This window comes from Dyadobacter sediminis (assembly GCF_005860765.1).
In the GTDB taxonomy this organism is placed as follows: domain Bacteria; phylum Bacteroidota; class Bacteroidia; order Cytophagales; family Spirosomataceae; genus Dyadobacter; species Dyadobacter sediminis.
The window spans coordinates 37,410-53,678 of the sequence record NZ_VCEI01000021.1; the positions used below are offsets into that span (position 1 = coordinate 37,410).

Sequence of the window (16,269 nt, forward strand, 5' to 3'; positions counted from 1 at the left end):
TCCTGAATGGTATTAAGCTTCGTAATTCCAGCCGTACTTGCGCGTGATTTTCTTTTTCTTCATTTTCTTGACCGAAACTTTCATGGCAATGTTCTTCTCAGGACGGTCTCTTTCGTCTTTGGAGACCGCACCAATCTTATCCACGACTTCCATGCCGTCAATAACTTGTCCGAACACCGTATATGCTCCGTCCAGATGCGGAGTGCCGCCAATTGTTTCATAAACTTTTCTTTGCTCGTCGGTCAGTTTGCGGGCTGCGCGGGCGGCCTGTTTGTCCAGATCGTTTTTGCTCCATTTCCGGCCCTGTACAATGTAAAACTGGCATCCGCTCGATTCTTTTGCCGGATTATTGTCCCGCGCTGCGGCAAGCGCGCCTTTCTGGTGAAACAGTTTCGGGCTGAATTCCGCAGGGATTTTATAGCCGTTATCGCCTTTTCCAAGCATTTCATCCGGCTTTGCATTTCTTGAATCCGGGTCGCCGCCCTGAATCATGAACGCATCGATCACGCGGTGAAAAAGCAGGCCGTCATAAAATTTTTCATTGCTGAGCTTCAAAAAGTTGGCTTTATGTTTCGGCGTTTCATCAAAAAGGATGAGTTTCATACTGCCCAGATCCGTTTCAATGGTTACGACTTCGTCTTTTTTTGATTTTTTCTGAGCCGAAACACTCAGTGAATAAAGGCATACAAATGCCAAAAGAATTGATTTTCTGATTTTCATAAACGTTATTTTACTGCAAGCACATTTTTGTTTGTCGGAACAAACTGGAATTTCAGTCCGTAATCTTTTCCTTCGGACACGTCTTCCATATTTGTTCTCACTGAATTCTTATTCCATGTTATTTTTTTCGCCTCTTCCTTCGGGGCTCCGTAAACTTCATTGAAATGACTTTTACCGGCATTCCAAAGCTCTTTTGTAGCCGCCGGACTGTTGAGGTAAACGTCTATTGTGATTCTGTTTATTTTCTTGTCTGATGAAAAAAAGTATTGTACATCAATGGTTTCCAGCTTGGCTGTTTCGGAAGTGTAGCCAAGGTGATCCGCCGTTTCTTCAAACAGTTCGAATTTTTCTTCTGATTTGACTTTGCTGACCGGATCGCCGAACGCAATGCCTCTTACCGTTCCTGCTTCTTCATCGGAAGAGCCCAGGATTGCTTCCAGCAAAGTGAATTGGTCGCTGTTCAGCTCTGCGTCTGCAGGCGGTTGTGTCACCACAACCGAGTCTGAAGCAGCTTCTGTTTTTTGGTTGGTTTTCGTATCACAGCCATTTAAAACAATTGCCGTCAGAAGAACAGCAAAGTAATTTCCGGAATATTTCATGCGTGTAAAAATTATTTTCATTCAGTTATGGATTACAATAAAATAGTTGTGCCTTTGGATGCGAACTTAACATTTACAGCGCAATTTAGCTATAATTCCATGGCCGGTAAAAAAATCAGAACTCGCGCGAAAAGTTGAAAAAGAAGCGGCGTTCGCCTTTTGCATTGTATGTCAGATTGAATCGGGCCAGAATATTGTAAAATGTAACCACGTCCAGACCGGCTCCCGCGCCATAAAGCATGGAGTTGCCCAGTTTCGTATTGCTCAGTTCCGGATAGAAATTTTTTACATAACCGGCATCCGCAAACGTATTGATATAAGCCGCAAGCGGAATCGTATTAAACTGCTTTACAGGGATAAAAGGAAAATGTTTCTGGACCGAAAAAAGCCTGTATTTCAATTCGTTCTTTAACAAGGCGTAATTTTGCCCGTCCACAACATACAGTTCATAACCGCGGACCAGATCATTTCTGTAACCCAGCCCGATGGTCTGCAGGTAAGGCTGCCGTTCAGGAAAAGAAACTCGAGCCCGGACGCCCGAGTTAAAATACCAGTTTTTGCCCAGCGGAACGTACTTCCGGTAAGATCCGTATAAATAAAGCATGTTTACATCGTCTGACTTAAGGAGTCCTGTTTTGGAAACCTGCAGGCCAAGCGTTTGCCCGGATAAGGCATACTGCACATTATCGCGCCGGTCATAACTGAATGTATAGGTTAGCTGAAAATAGCGCTGGTTTCTGCGGCCATTCAGCAGATAATTGGGGTTGAGAACGGCAATTGTATCCGAAATCCGGCTGTGACTGTAACGCAGATCAACAGAATGAAAAGTGTAATATTTGTTCCGGCGCGTGAGGCTTACATACATATAAAACCGCCTGCGGTTAATGTCTTCGCTGCTCAGGTAATCCAGTTTGTCGCGCCATGTTCTGAAAGCCGTCGTTTTGTTTACCGAATAGGAAGTCCCGACCGTAATCCCGGTTTTCTGCGCTTTGTCAAGATACGGAAGCGTATACGCCACTTCAAATTTTGGAATAAACCCGAATTCGGCAATAAAACGAAGTTTGTCCGCACGCCCGGAGACATTTCCGTAACTCAGGTAAACACCGTAAATCGTCCGGGACAAATCCCGTTTTCGGTCATACCACCATTCGTTGAAATTGCGGTCAGCAAGCTGGAAAACAGGGAGTACAATGAAATACCAGCGTTCTTTTACGACCACACGTACATCGGTCCGGATAGAATCCGCGTTACGGGCTGAAAGCATTTCCACGGTCACAAACAAATTGGTATTGATGATTTTACGGCGGTCAATTTCCAGGCTTTCCCTAAGCAGTGCGGATTGCAGCGTATCTCCGCTTTTTACGGCCATTTCCCTGAGGATAATGCCGGCACGCGTTCTTGCATTTCCTTCGATCCGGATATCGCCGATCACGACAATCCCGCTGCTGTCAGGCGTAACAAGTTGCGCGTAAATGAAATCCGGAAAGTATGCAAAGAGCAGCAGAAGCGCTATTGATTTATAATGCTGGGCAAACCTCATGCTTCATGGCCGAATTCAGTGTGGAATGTAATTTCAAGTATAAAGGAAAATATTTTCAAAAGTACGTTTATAGGTCGAAATGTCGGAATATTATCCTTATGTTAACTTTCGAAAATCAGCTTCCGGCAATAGTCTTTTACACTGACGGATCAGTATCCTTCAATAAATGATGTACTTATGAAACGCCGTTGTTTTAAAAGAAATATCCAGCGTGCAAAAAGGCAGAATGCCGGACCGAAGCTGAGTGAAAGTTTTTGATGCGCTGTCATGTAACTTCTGAACCGTTAAGTAAAAGGAAATAAACCATACGGTAATTACCTCCGAAAATTGACTTGTAAATATATGTTTCAAAACCGTTACCCAGTTGTAATATGAATTTCAACTCTACATTAAAACTTTTTGCGGTGCGAACGCTGGCGGCTGTGCTGGTTGCCGCCGCGCTGAATTCATTTGCCTGGGCGCAAGTCCTTGTCAAAGGGAAAGTGACATCGAAAGAAGACGGTTCAGCAATGCCGGGCGTCAATGTGCTCGTAAAAGGTACACAGACAGGAACAACTTCCAGTGCCTCGGGCGATTATGCGCTCGAAGTAAACGGCTCCGATGCGGTGCTGGTATTTTCATTTGTGGGCTATGTGCAGGAAGAAGTACCGGTGGGCGGCAAAAGTATCATTGATGTTTCCATTGCACCCAGTGCCGAAAACCTGAAAGAAGTGGTGGTAACGGCATTGGGCATAAACAGGGAAACAAGGTCACTCGCTTATTCCGTCGGGGCGGTAAAAGGCGAAGAACTTGTACGGGCCGGAAATCCAAATCTGATGAAATCACTGGATGGAAAAGTAAGCGGTGTCAATCTGACCAGTCTGAGCAGTGATCCGACTTCATCCGTTCTTGTAAATATCCGCGGGACGACGGCTATTCCTACAACCGGCGACGGCGGCGCGAACGTGGCCGTAAAAGGACAGCCGCTGTATGTCATCGACGGAATTCCTGTGGGGACACAGTCATTCACACAAAAAGACGGCGTTGATTTCGGAAACATCCTTTCGCAGCTGAACCCGAATGACATTGCTTCCATCACGATCCTGAAAGGCGGCAGTGCCGGCGCTTTGTACGGAGCCGAAGGCGGCAACGGCGTTGTGATGATCACGACAAAATCGGGCAAAGGAGCCAAAAAAGGATTGGGCGTTTCCTTTTCAACAATGGCAACCGTGGAAAAGCCGTATCAGTTTATAGAAAGCCAGATGGAATTCGGGCAGGGCGAAAGAGCATATGAATGGCAGTACGACAATACCGATACGTGGGGCCCGAAACTGGACGGGAAATTTGTGTCGGATTACTGGGACATCAAATCCAAAAGCTGGAAAAACGGACCGATGCTTTCTTCCAATGAAAACCGTGTGAAAGCCTATCTTCAGACCGGGAGCACCATTACCAATAATATCGGCGTGACGGGCAACTACGACAAAGGATCTTTCCGGTTGTCGCTGTCCAACATGACCAACAAAGGTGTGATGCCGAATACCAAAACACAGCAGAAATCAGTCAATTTCAATTCGCAGTATAACATTACAAACCGGATTACCGTGTCGGTGAATGCAAGTTATATCAATACTTATAACCCGAATAAAGCCAATACAACCGGTTCCAACAGCGTACTGAACAGCCTGCTGTTCAACATGCCGAGCAATCTGCAGCCGCTGGACGATATGAAAAGTTACTGGCTCGACGGATTTGAAGGTTCCCGGCAAAACGGAGCGATCATGAAAGATAACGGTGTGGATGTTTCTGAAAACAATCCTTGGTGGACAACGTACGAGAAAATACACCGTTTCAGCCGCGACAATTATTTCGGGAAAATACAGCTGAACTGGCAGTTCAGCGATCATCTTTCCCTGCTGCTCCGGACCGGAATGGAAAATGTAAAGGAAAACTACGAACTGAGAAAATCGTGGGGTGAAAAGGGCGATCCTTACGGCCAGTATGTTTCCGGAAACAACAGCAGCATAGAAGCCAACTCGGATGCGATCCTTACATACAGCAGAAACTTCGGAAGAATGTCGCTGACTGTTGCCGGCGGTGGAAATTACCGTTATACCAATAATAATGATATGGAAATCAATGGAAATGACCTGAATTCGCCTGCACTTTTTACCCTTGCAAACATCAGGTCGGGAACCATGACCGTTGGCGGAACACCATTTCGTACGACAAAATCAATAAGTGCATACGGAACGGCTACTGTTGGCTGGGACGAAAAACTTTTTCTGGATGTAACGGGGCGTAACGACTGGAAGGGTATTCTGGATGAAGAGAAGATCCATTATTTTTATCCTTCGGCATCGCTGAGCTGGCTGGCGTCCGAAACGTTCAAGTTTCCGGAAACATTTAATCTGGTCAAATTCCGGCTGGGGCTTGCCGACGTAGGAAACGGCCTGACAAGAAGAAGATCCATTGACACATACAGCTATGACGCCAATCCGTGGGGCCCGATCAATACCGTAAGCCTGAATGCCACCATTGTGGACCCGAACCTGAAAGCGCAGCATTCCATTACACAGGAAGCCGGAATTGACCTTTGGTTGCTGCAAAACCGTATCAAATTTGATTTTACCTATTTTATAAAAGAACAGAAAAATCAGATCGACAACATTCCGCTTGTGCAGGGAACAGGCTATTCGGGATTGCTTACCAACATCGGCGATGTGCAAAGCAAAGGCTACGAATGGGGACTTGCTTTTTCACCGGTCAAGACAAGAGATTTTTCGTGGGACGTTTCCGGAAGCTTTACACATTACAAGGCAACAATCACCCGTTTATCAGACAGCTTTGCGCCGAACGGCTATGTATTTGCCAGTTATGACGGAAAAACAAAAGTGAAAATTGCAGAAGGCGAAACCATCGGGAATATTTATGAAGAAAATCCTATTTTGAGGGTGAAGAAAGGAAAATATGCAGGGATGCCGCTGCTGGACGGTGAAGAAGGCAAAATCCAGAAATCTGCCGATGAAAGAGACCGCGGCCAGCTTGGGAACTTCAATCCGGATTTTATCCTGGGACTGAATACAACATTGCGTTACAGACAGTTTACATTGAATATGGTCGGAAGCTTGCGGAAGGGCGGGAAGTACGTTTCTGTTAACCAGCAATATCTGGAATCCAACGGAAGGGCTGTGACGACATTGGGCTCGGGCGACAACAATCCGCTCTGGCGGGGCGGCCGCGATGCGGAACACGGCGGAATGATCTGGCCGGCAGTAGGAGCAAGCCAGTATGAAGCGATCAACAGCAACAATGACGGAAAACGTTCTGATTTTCAGGATGCAAGTTATGTCAAAGGCGTGTTCCTGAACCCGGCTTATGAAGGCAATCCGGAAGATGCGCAGGATTCGGATTACATTGTAAACGGCGCCGATCCGAACAATACCTTTTACGATTTCCCTTATAACGGTTACGGCGACATTATCTGGAACTTTACCTCTACAAGAACTTACGACGCTACCAATTTCAAAATGCGGGAAATTTCCCTTGCATACACGCTTCCGGCAGGCCTTGCAAGAACGTACAAGCTGAATAACGTAACGCTTGCACTCGTCGGCAGAAACCTTTTCCAGTGGAACAAATCCGGCCGTCATGAAGATCCGGAATCTGCATTCACCGGCGTTGGTGCCAATCAGGGCGTACTGAGAGCTACTTTGCCAAGCATCCGTTCGTATGGCTTTAAACTTTCTCTTGATTTTTGATGACCACTTTCCTTCTGAAAAATATGAAACCGATCATTAAGATATTTTCCATAATGGCCATTGCCGGACTTGTTTCGTGCAGTGACGATGAACTGAGGACCTACGATTCTTTACAACAAAAGGATGCCGTAGAATCCGTAAACGATCCGTATCTGCTGGCTTCCATAATCAAGAAAACAGCGCTTTTTTATCAGAAAATGGGTTTTGACAGCCGGATGCTTCCCGGCGCGGTGCAGCATATGGAAAGCAATTACCAGAGCGGCGACAACTTTTATTCGGGTTTCAAATCGCCCGTGAACGATATGTACACGGCCATGGATATTCTCAAACTCATCGATGGCGGCATCGGGCTGGCTGAAACAAGGGATTCCAAAACGCATCAGGGCATTTTCAAGATTTTCCGCGTGCTGCTTTTTTCCTATATGACGGACTTTTACGGAGACGTATATTACTCCGAGGCGCTTAAAGCACGCGAAGGCATTCTTTATCCGAAATATGACAGACAAACGGACATTTATACCGGATTGCTGAAAGAACTGGATGAAGCAAATGCATTAATGGCGGCAGGAACCGAAACCATATCCGACAGTTATGATCTGATGTTTGCCGGGGATAAAACAAAATGGCAGAAATTCTCGAACTCATTAAAATTAAGACTGCTGATGCGTGCCTCGGCCAAGTTGCCGGATGCTGCTGCCATGATCGCGGCAACTGCCAGCACACCCGTACTTTCCGAAGCTGCGGAAAATGCGTCCATATCGTATATCGGGACAGTCGGCGGGGAAAATGGCAATTCGTGGACAGGCGGTCCTTTAAACTGGGGAACGATCGATAATTTTGACACCAGAAGACCAACCAAAACGTTGATCGACAAGCTGACGGAGCTGAATGATCCGCGCATGCAGATCTGGTTTGCACCGGTCGAAAAACCCTGGACAAGCGATCCTGCAAAAAATGGCGTAAGTTTTACAACAACAGATCCCAACGGTTATACTTATACCTCAACGTGGGAATACATCAATCGTAAAAACAAGGACATTGCAGCCTATGCCACAAAAGACATTCTGATCGATTCCAACAAGGTTTATGTCGGTTTTATAGCCGGAATGCTCAGCGACTGGAAAAACGGAAATGGTCATTACGATATAGCTGCCGGCGGAACTGTAGGTAATTTCAAGGTTTCCAAATTCTCTAAACTGTTCCGGGAAGATAAACATCCGTTGTTAAAAGCCATGGTCATGAACAGTGATGAAGTGCAGTTTATACTGGCCGAGGCTGCCGCAAAAGGCCTTGTTTCAGGAGGTGCAGATGCTTATTACCGGAAAGGAATCACCAATTCCCTGCTTCGCTGGGGTGTAAGCGCAGATGCCGTGGCCAAATATCTTGCACAGCCGTCCATTGCACTTCCTGCAGATAAAGCCGGACAGCTTGCGAAAATTGCGGATCAGAAATGGATTGGTCTTTTCATGGTTTCCGCCGAAGCATACCTTGATCTGCGCAGAACCCGTCTTCCGAACATTTTCAGTAACGGACGGCTGAGCGGTTTTCCTTTTCCGGAACGGTACCGCTATCCGGGCAATGAACTGGGTCAGAACAAATCGGCTTACGACGTAGGCGTTTCATCGCTTACGCCTGCTGTGGATGATCAGTTTTCCAAGATGTGGTTACTAAAATAAAAAGGTTTCAACAACGTGCAGTCAGCATATTCGAGTAAGGAACTGGCGATAAACGGCGGTCCGAAAACGGTGAACAAGCATTTTCAATGGCCGGTTTTCAGCAATGCGGAAGTAAATGCCGTAGCTGCTGTTGTCGAAAGCGGAAAATGGGGAAATCCGGACTGCGGCGATGAAGTACTGAAATTTGAAAATGAATTTGCTGCATTTTGCGGGAGTAACTATGCAGTAACCTGCGTAAATGGCTCCGTTTCACTACGACTTGCACTGATGGCGTGTGGTGTAAAGGCGGGCGATGAAGTCATTGTTCCGCCTTATACTTTTATTACAACGGCTACGTCCGTAATCGAATGCAACTGTGTGCCCGTATTCGCAGATATTGATCCTGAGACATACAACATAAGCCCGGCTGCGATTGAAGCAGCCATTACACCGCGTACCAAGGCAATTATTGCTGTGCATTTCGGAGGTTTGGCCTGCGATATGGATGCAATTATGAATATTGCGCACCGTCACAACTTGAAAGTAATCGAAGATGCCGCGCATGCACACGGAGCCGAGTACAAAGGTAAAAAACTGGGAACAATCGGCGATGCAGGCAGTTTCAGTTTTCAGTCTTCCAAAAATCTTACGTCCGGAGAAGGCGGGATGGTCATTACAGATAATGATGAATTATTTGCCATGATGCATTCGCTGCGAAATGTCGGGCGCATGGCAGGCGGGCAATGGTATGATCATTACAATCCGGGCTGCAATTACCGGATTACGCAAATGCAGGCCGTTTTGCTTTCACAGCAGCTGAAACGGCTGGATGAACAAACGCGTAAAAGAAATGAAAACGGACTTTATCTGACTACTCTGCTTGATGAAGTGGATGGCATTTCGCCTTTAAAAAGAGGTGCTGAAATTACATTGCATAGTTATCATATTTACATCTTCAAATACGATGCTTCCCGGTTCGGGAATCTTCCGAAAGATCAGTTTGCCGAAATGCTGGCTGCGGAAGGCGTTCCGTGTTTTAAAGGATATCCGCATCCTTTGTACAAACAGCCGCTTTTCCGGAACAAAAACTTCATGTGCTACGCCATTCCGGAGACTGCAGATTACAGTCAGGTTTACTGCCCCGCTGCTGAGCAAGCCTGTACTACGGATGCCGTCTGGATTTTACAGCACGCCATGTTAGGCGACAAGCAGGATATGGAGGCATTTGCGCAGGCTATTCTGAAGATACAAAGATTGGTTTGTTGAGGCGAAGTTTTATTTCAAAAAGGATTATTTATGATTTCCAATCAATCTCTCTATCTCCTTTAAAATCCTGCCTTGCAGCCATTCGCTTTGCTGAGCATTTAATTCGTTTAAAATATTATTATTGTCATTGTTGAAATCCGTAATGACATCTTTCAGGAATTCCTCTTTAATGGAATTGAGACGCACTGGATTGTGAAAAGCAAGAGAGCCAATTTTAGATATAACACTGCTCAGTCTGTTTTCGGTAATATAGTTCTTTATGCCATCCAGCAGAAAGCCGAGTTCTTCCGATTTCAAAAGTACGTCAGGAACAAAAAACCATTTTTTTGCCTGATGAAATTTCTTGTTTTCTTCAAATTCCGGATTTTTTAATTTTAACATTGGTCTGAAATCCAGTTCAGATTTTGGTGTGAAACCCAACGGCTTTATGACAATCCCTTCAATCAGGTTATTATCAATGGCCGGCAGTTTTAACTGAGCAGGTACAGTGGAGTTAATCTGTTTGTTGAAATTTAATGCATCATCCAGCTTTCCGGTCAGTAAGCTCTTTGCGTGTACGAGATTATACTTTCTGAAGTAGGCTTCTGCTGTTTTATAATCCAGATAATATTTCCTCTGTTTATTTCCCGGTTCCAGTGCAATGTCGAATGCATAGAAATCAATATCCGGAGAATAGTAAATGCCGGTTTGGATTGCATGCACATTTACACGGGCGGGAACGTCGGGATGCGGGTAAATGCCTCCGAACAATTCTCCGTAAACCACGTACTTTTCAGCCGGAAACGCTTCGCTTAATTCTTCAAACAAATCGGTTATTTGATTTTCAATTTTGCCTGCGACCAGCTGAAAACCAAAAAAGTCATCCTTCCAGCCAAGCATTTCTTTTCTTTTGGCAAACTGAAGTTTCCGGTCACTATATATAAAGCTGAAATTGGCGCCATGTACTTTTTCTGTAACAACCCACTCCAGCTTGTTCAAATAGCTGAATGTATCCGTGCTTTGCAGCAGGTTTTTAAAGTTTACAAGTATTTTTTCATACTCCGAAAAATTTCCCATCCTGAAAAGTTAAACTTGTTTGCGGTAAATAGCTTTGGAAAAATGAAGTTACGGATTGTCATTAATTGTCAGTTGTTGTTATGGGTTGACATTTTCCTGTTTGTACAAAGTTATATTTTACTTCCTTGAAGAGTTGTGATCAATGAATAACCGGAAGAGGTGCTTTATCAGAAGGGAAAAAGAAACTGCTGCAAAAGGAAGATAATACGACAAATGAAAGTATAAAAGTAACCCGTTGGCACTTTATGCAATATGAAGTATCTTTAAAAAGTAGTTTTACAGAAATGTACTTACTTGACAATCAGTTGAACGAAATCTATTTTAGTTAATTTATGCGTACAATAATACTGGTGGCAGGGATCATTATTGTGCTCGTTTTGGGAAAGCTTTTTGTTTTTTCCAAACCCGAAAAGAATAAAATCTCCGATGATAAAAAGGGTGCAAATGGCAAAAGCCTCAACTCCGGTACAGGCAGTGGCGTTCCTGTGAATGTGTTTGTTGTAGGTCGGGAATCTATTGAAAACCAGATATTTGCTTCCGGGACAGTGCTTCCGAATGAAGAAGTAAATCTGATGTCTGAAATTTCCGGCAGGCTCGTAAAACTGGACATTCAGGAAGGATCTCTGGTCAGTAAAGGACAGCTTATTGCCAAGATCAATGACCGGGAGCTTCAAGCGCAATTGCAGAAAGTCGCTTACAATCAGGAACTCAGCAAGAAAATAGAGGAACGTCAGAAAAAGCTTTTGAACGTAGAAGCGATAAATCTGGAAGAATACGATGTTACTTCCAATAACATCCGTTTACTGAAAGCTGAACAGGAAGTAATTGAGGCACAGCTGGAAAAGACTGAAATCCGTGCGCCTTTCAGCGGAAGGATCGGGCTTAAATACATCAGCGAAGGCGCGTATCTCGCGCCGGGAACTTCCATTGTGACTATCGTTCAGAGTAATCCGGTGAAAATAGATTTTACCGTTCCTGAAAAATATACGCCTAATATAAAGGTTGGAAATGTTGTAAAATTCAGTCTGGACGGCGATCCGGCAACCTATAACGCAAGCATCATTGCCATTGACCCGAAAGTAGACGAAAACATGCGCACGCTGAGAGTAAGGGCCGTAGCCAAAAATCCGGGCGGAAGGTTTGTGCCCGGCATGTTTGTGAAAGTACTGGCGGACCTGGAAGCCAACCGGTCGGCCATGATGATTCCGACCGAAGCCATTGTTCCGGTTTTGAAAGGAAAAAAAGTATTTGTTGTCAAGAATGGAAAGGCACAGGAAGCGCTGGTGACGACGGGCTTACGTACGGATAAAAGGATTCAGGTAATCGAAGGGCTAAATCCGGGCGATTCCCTGATTACTTCGGGCATCATTGCCATCAAGCCGAATACCGCAGTCAAGGTAAATTAATATCGAAAGCATATTTGCCTGCAAAGACATGTACGCAGGTTCTAACTCTTTACTATGAGTATTTCAACACTTTCCATCAAACGCCCGGTTCTTGCCATTGTCATGAACCTGCTGATTATCCTTTTTGGGTTTTTGGGGTATAAGTTTCTTGGTATGAGGGAATTTCCTTCCATTGATCCGCCGGTGGTTTCCATCCGGACAAGTTATACCGGTGCCAATGCGGACATTATCGAATCGCAGATAACAGAACCGCTCGAAAAGCAGTTGAACAGCATTGAAGGAATCAAATCCATCAATTCGACGAGCAGCCAGGGTACAAGCCAGATTACCGTTGAATTCGATATCGGCGTGGATATGGAACGCGCTGCCAATGATGTACGTGATAAAGTGGGTTCCGCTTCCAGAACATTGCCGCTGGACATAGACGGCCCGCCAGTTGTCAGCAAAGCCGATGCCAACTCGGAACCGATCATTGTTCTTACTTTTAAAAGTGACACAAGGTCGCATCTGGAAGTAAGTGATTATGCAGAAAATGTGATTGCGCAGCGTCTTCAGACGATAGAAGGCGTAAGTGAAATAAGGATTTTCGGTCAGAAAAAATATGCGATGCGCATCTGGATGGACCCTGTGAAAATGGCTTCGCTGGGGATTACAACGCAAGATGTCAAACTGGCGCTGGATAAGGAAAATGTGGAACTGCCGAGCGGAAAGCTGGCCGGAGACAATACTGAACTGACCGTAAAAACCATCGGAAGGTTTCGTACTGAAGCGGATTTCAATGAAATGATCATTAAAAGTTCGGCCACGCAGACTGTCCATTTAAAAGATATTGGCAATGCACAGCTCGGGCCGGAAAACGAAGAAACCATTCTGCGGCTCGATAATGTACCTATGATCGGACTCGCCATTTCACCGATGCCGGGTGCCAATTACCTGAACATTGCCGAAGAAGTGAACAAGCGCATGGCCGATATCAAAAAGGAACTGCCGAAAGATTATCAGCTGGATACGTTGATCGACAATACCATTTTTGTAGAAATATCCATTGAAGAAGTGGGTGAAACGCTGCTGATTGCCATTATTCTGGTTGTCATTATCATTTACCTCTTTTTCCGTGACTGGCTGATTGCCTTCCGTCCGCTGATCGACATTCCCGTGTCGCTGATCGGTACTTTTTTCGTGATGTACATCATGGGTTTTTCGGTGAATGTATTGACGCTTCTGGCCATTGTGCTGGCGACGGGATTGGTTGTAGATGATGGAATCGTAGTTACCGAAAATATTTTCAAGAAAATAGAGCAGGGGATGGGGCCGATTGAGGCGGCTATTAAAGGTGCGAACGAAATCATTTTTGCTGTATTGTCCACATCCATTACTCTGGCTTCGGTTTTTCTTCCTGTAATTTTTATGGAAGGCTTTGTCGGGAAGCTTTTCCGAGAATTTGGTATTGTCATTTCAGCTGCGGTTCTGATCTCTGCCTTTGTCTCGCTGACACTGACGCCCATGCTGAATGCTTATCTGGTCAGAAAGACACATAAAAAAAGTTGGTTTTACGAGAAAACGGAACCTTTCTTTGAACGCATTACTGACAATTACGGCAATGCACTGGCTCAATTCCTGAAAATGCGCTGGGTTGCTATTCCGTTGGTTGCGTTGACACTGGGCATGATCTGGTTTTTTGGAAAAGACCTGCAGTCTGAACTTGCACCGCTGGACGACCGGAACTGGTTCCGCATCAACATGACGGCACCGGAAGGTTCTTCTTTTGAATTTACAGACCGTTATGTGCAAAATGTTAGCCAGATGCTGATGGATTCCATGCCGGGTAAAAAAGGTCTGATGCTGATTACTTCGCCCGGAAATTCAGGACTGGGTGCTGCCAATACCGGAAGTGGCCGGATTGCACTTGTTGATAAAAAGCTGAGGAAAGAATCGCAGCAGGAAATTGCCGATTACATTAACCAGAAACTGAAACAGATGCCAGATGCAAAATCCTTTGTTGTTCAGCAGCAAACCATTTCGGTAGATTCCAGAGGCGGATTGCCGATCCAGTACGTCATTCAGGCTCCCGATTTTGAAAGATTGCGCGAGTACCTGCCGAAATTCATGGAAGAAGCGTCCAACGATCCTACTTTTGCAATTACAGATGTGAACCTGAAATTCAGCAAGCCGGAACTGCAGATCGTTATTGACCGTGAAAAAGCCAAGTCGCTCGGCGTTTCGGTTCAGGATGTTGCCCAGACGATGCAGTTTGCGTTTGCAGGCCAGCGGTTCGGGTATTTTACCATGAACGGAAGACAATACCAAGTGATCGGGCAATACGACCGTGTAAACCGGGATGAGCCGCTGGATCTGAAAAGCATGTTTGTAAAAACCGGATCGGGAAGTCTTGTACAGCTGGATAATATTGTCCGTGCAGAAGAAGAAAGCAGTCCGCCGCAGCTTTTTCATTACAACCGTTACATGAGTGCAACGGTGCAGGCAGCGCTTGCGCCGGGAAAAACAATCGGTGACGGCATTGCAGCCATGGACCGCATCCGTGATAAGCTGAAAGATGAAGCCATACAAACGTCATTAAGCGGATCTTCAAGGGATTATGCCGAAAGTTCTTCCAACACCATGTTTTCGTTCTTTTTAGCGCTCGTGCTGATTTACTTCATTCTGGCGGCACAATTCGAAAGTTTTGTAGACCCTTTTATCATTATGTTCACCGTTCCGCTGGCAATTGGCGGCGCTGTTTTTTCACTTTGGTTTTTTGATCAGACACTGAATATTTTCAGTCAGATCGGAATGATCATGCTGATCGGGCTAGTTACTAAAAACGGAATCCTGATCGTCGAGTTTGCCAATCAGCTTCGTGAAAAAGGATTGGATAAACATCAGGCTGTACTCGAAGCGGCAACGTTGCGTTTCAGGCCCATTCTGATGACCAGTCTGGCAACCATTCTCGGCGCTCTGCCGATTGCCATGGCGCTTGGTTCTGCCGGCAGGAGCCGCATGTCAATGGGAATCGTGATTATGGGCGGGCTGCTGTTTTCATTGGTACTTACGCTTTACGTTATTCCTGCTATTTATACTTTCTTTTCAAGACCGAAAGATTTTGAAAAGATGAAAATGATCGAACAAATTGCCAATGAAAGCGAACTTATGGACCCCGCTTAAACATGCTTTTTGCCCATGCTTTTCAGCATTCTTACATGCGAACCGAGTGCATTGGTGAAATTACGCTTTGCATTGTAATCCAGTCCGAATTCAATCGCCGTTTGCCTGACGATCGGTGACAGGGCATGATAATGAATGTGCGAAATGGACGGAAACAAATGGTGTTCGATCTGATAATCAAGCCCTCCGATATACCAGGACAAAATCCGGTTTTTTCCGGCGAAATTGGATGTAGTCTGCAACTGATGAACAGCCCATGCATTCTCGATGCTTCCGCTATGGTCGGGAGCAGGCTGATTGACGCCTTCCACAACGTGCGCCATCTGAAAAACAGTGCTCAGGATCATTCCTGCAGTGCAGTGCATGATGAAAAAACCTGCCAGCCATTCTCCGAAAGTCAGTGTTGTAAAACAAAGCGGAATGACGCAGATAAAAGCAACATAAGCCAGCTTTGAAAAAATCAGTTTGACCAGTTCTTTTCGTGGAAACGGTTTGGTCATTCCTGAGGCCGACATTTTATTGAAAAAAGAAATTTCCTTGAAATCTTTCCATAAAAAGGAAATGGTCATGAGACTATACAGAAAGAATGCATAAATATGCTGAAAGCGGTGAATGTACTTTTGCTTTTCCTGAAAAGAAAGTCTTAGCAGAAATTTGCCCGTTATGTCTTCATCCACTTCATGAATGTTGGTATACGTATGATGCAGCCGGTTGTGTTGCACTTCCCAGTTGTAGGCATTGCCGCCAAGCAGATAAATGGATGCTCCGAAAAAACGATTGAGTATATTGGAAGTTGCCAGCGACCCGTGAATGGCATCATGCATCACCGACATGCCAACGCCGGCAACTCCAAAGCCCATTACAATAGCCAGTACAATCATGCCCAAACCGGAAAAATAACCTGAAAGGATCAGCAGATAAGGAATGAGATAAAGGCCGAGCATGAAAAAAGCCTTGTACAAAATCTTTCTTCCTCCCGATTTGCAAAGTTCATTGGAAGCAAAATACTGGTCTACACGTTGTCTGAGCGTTGGAAAAAAAGTGCTTTTTTCCACATTGACAAACTTGATTTTTTGATATTTCATAAAAGGAGTTTAGTGATATAAGTGTGTATACATGCGTACT

The 16,269-nt window shown here is 45.1% G+C and carries 10 protein-coding genes; 5 read left to right on the plus strand and 5 right to left on the minus strand.

What is annotated here, in order from left to right:
* Positions 1-12: 12 nt before the first annotated feature.
* The 3 genes from FEM55_RS07580 to FEM55_RS07590 form a co-directional block, all read right to left on the minus strand.
* Positions 13-720, minus strand: a complete 708-nt coding sequence (locus FEM55_RS07580; protein WP_138280742.1) for a peptidylprolyl isomerase — start codon at positions 718-720, stop codon at positions 13-15.
* A 5-nt stretch (positions 721-725) separates the two neighbouring features.
* Entirely contained in the window at positions 726-1,340 is a 615-nt protein-coding gene (locus tag FEM55_RS07585; RefSeq protein WP_229209142.1) for a hypothetical protein, read from the minus strand.
* 94 nt (positions 1,341-1,434) lie between these two features.
* Positions 1,435-2,859: a BamA/TamA family outer membrane protein gene (locus FEM55_RS07590; RefSeq protein ID WP_138280743.1), complete on the minus strand. Its 1,425-nt coding sequence runs from the start codon at positions 2,857-2,859 to the stop codon at positions 1,435-1,437.
* A gap of 371 nt (positions 2,860-3,230) precedes the next feature.
* Between FEM55_RS07590 and FEM55_RS07595 the strand changes: the two genes are divergently transcribed.
* From FEM55_RS07595 to FEM55_RS07605, 3 genes are read left to right on the plus strand one after another with little or no spacing between them, the layout of a single operon-like run.
* Entirely contained in the window at positions 3,231-6,599 is a 3,369-nt protein-coding gene (locus FEM55_RS07595) for a SusC/RagA family TonB-linked outer membrane protein (protein WP_138280744.1), read from the plus strand.
* On the plus strand, positions 6,599-8,275 hold the full coding sequence (locus FEM55_RS07600) for a SusD/RagB family nutrient-binding outer membrane lipoprotein (protein WP_229209143.1): 1,677 nt from the start codon (positions 6,599-6,601) through the stop codon (positions 8,273-8,275). The genes FEM55_RS07595 and FEM55_RS07600 overlap by 1 nt, the downstream gene beginning before the upstream one ends.
* Before the next feature lie 15 nt (positions 8,276-8,290).
* Positions 8,291-9,520 (plus strand): DegT/DnrJ/EryC1/StrS family aminotransferase, encoded by a 1,230-nt coding sequence (locus tag FEM55_RS07605; protein WP_138280745.1) that lies wholly within the window; start codon positions 8,291-8,293, stop codon positions 9,518-9,520.
* A gap of 24 nt (positions 9,521-9,544) precedes the next feature.
* Here FEM55_RS07605 and FEM55_RS07610 read toward each other — a convergent pair whose 3' ends face one another.
* Positions 9,545-10,576 (minus strand): RNA ligase family protein, encoded by a 1,032-nt coding sequence (locus tag FEM55_RS07610; RefSeq protein WP_138280746.1) that lies wholly within the window; start codon positions 10,574-10,576, stop codon positions 9,545-9,547.
* A 332-nt stretch (positions 10,577-10,908) separates the two neighbouring features.
* On the opposite strand from FEM55_RS07610, the gene FEM55_RS07615 reads away from it, so the two are divergent.
* Positions 10,909-11,982 carry an efflux RND transporter periplasmic adaptor subunit gene (locus tag FEM55_RS07615; protein ID WP_138280747.1) on the plus strand — a complete coding sequence of 358 codons (1,074 nt, stop codon included), beginning with the start codon at positions 10,909-10,911 and terminating at the stop codon, positions 11,980-11,982.
* A gap of 54 nt (positions 11,983-12,036) precedes the next feature.
* Positions 12,037-15,144 carry an efflux RND transporter permease subunit gene (locus tag FEM55_RS07620; RefSeq protein ID WP_138280748.1) on the plus strand — a complete coding sequence of 1,036 codons (3,108 nt, stop codon included), beginning with the start codon at positions 12,037-12,039 and terminating at the stop codon, positions 15,142-15,144.
* Here the strand turns inward: FEM55_RS07620 and FEM55_RS07625 are convergent.
* A complete protein-coding gene (locus FEM55_RS07625) occupies positions 15,141-16,229 on the minus strand; it encodes a fatty acid desaturase family protein (RefSeq protein WP_138280749.1) in 1,089 nt (362 codons plus the stop codon). The genes FEM55_RS07620 and FEM55_RS07625 overlap by 4 nt on opposite strands.
* Positions 16,230-16,269 lie beyond the last annotated feature (40 nt).

Bases quoted from the DNA above. Each gene is read 5' to 3' on its own strand.
- FEM55_RS07580 (WP_138280742.1), bottom strand. From the start codon at position 720: ATGAAAATCAGAAAATCAATTCTTTTGGCATTTGTATGCCTTTATTCA.
- FEM55_RS07585 (WP_229209142.1), bottom strand. From the start codon at position 1,340: ATGAAAATAATTTTTACACGCATGAAATATTCCGGAAATTACTTTGCT.
- FEM55_RS07590 (WP_138280743.1), bottom strand. From the start codon at position 2,859: ATGAGGTTTGCCCAGCATTATAAATCAATAGCGCTTCTGCTGCTCTTT.
- FEM55_RS07595 (WP_138280744.1), top strand. From the start codon at position 3,231: ATGAATTTCAACTCTACATTAAAACTTTTTGCGGTGCGAACGCTGGCG.
- FEM55_RS07600 (WP_229209143.1), top strand. From the start codon at position 6,599: ATGACCACTTTCCTTCTGAAAAATATGAAACCGATCATTAAGATATTT.
- FEM55_RS07610 (WP_138280746.1), bottom strand. From the start codon at position 10,576: ATGGGAAATTTTTCGGAGTATGAAAAAATACTTGTAAACTTTAAAAAC.
- FEM55_RS07615 (WP_138280747.1), top strand. From the start codon at position 10,909: ATGCGTACAATAATACTGGTGGCAGGGATCATTATTGTGCTCGTTTTG.
- FEM55_RS07620 (WP_138280748.1), top strand. From the start codon at position 12,037: ATGAGTATTTCAACACTTTCCATCAAACGCCCGGTTCTTGCCATTGTC.
- FEM55_RS07625 (WP_138280749.1), bottom strand. From the start codon at position 16,229: ATGAAATATCAAAAAATCAAGTTTGTCAATGTGGAAAAAAGCACTTTT.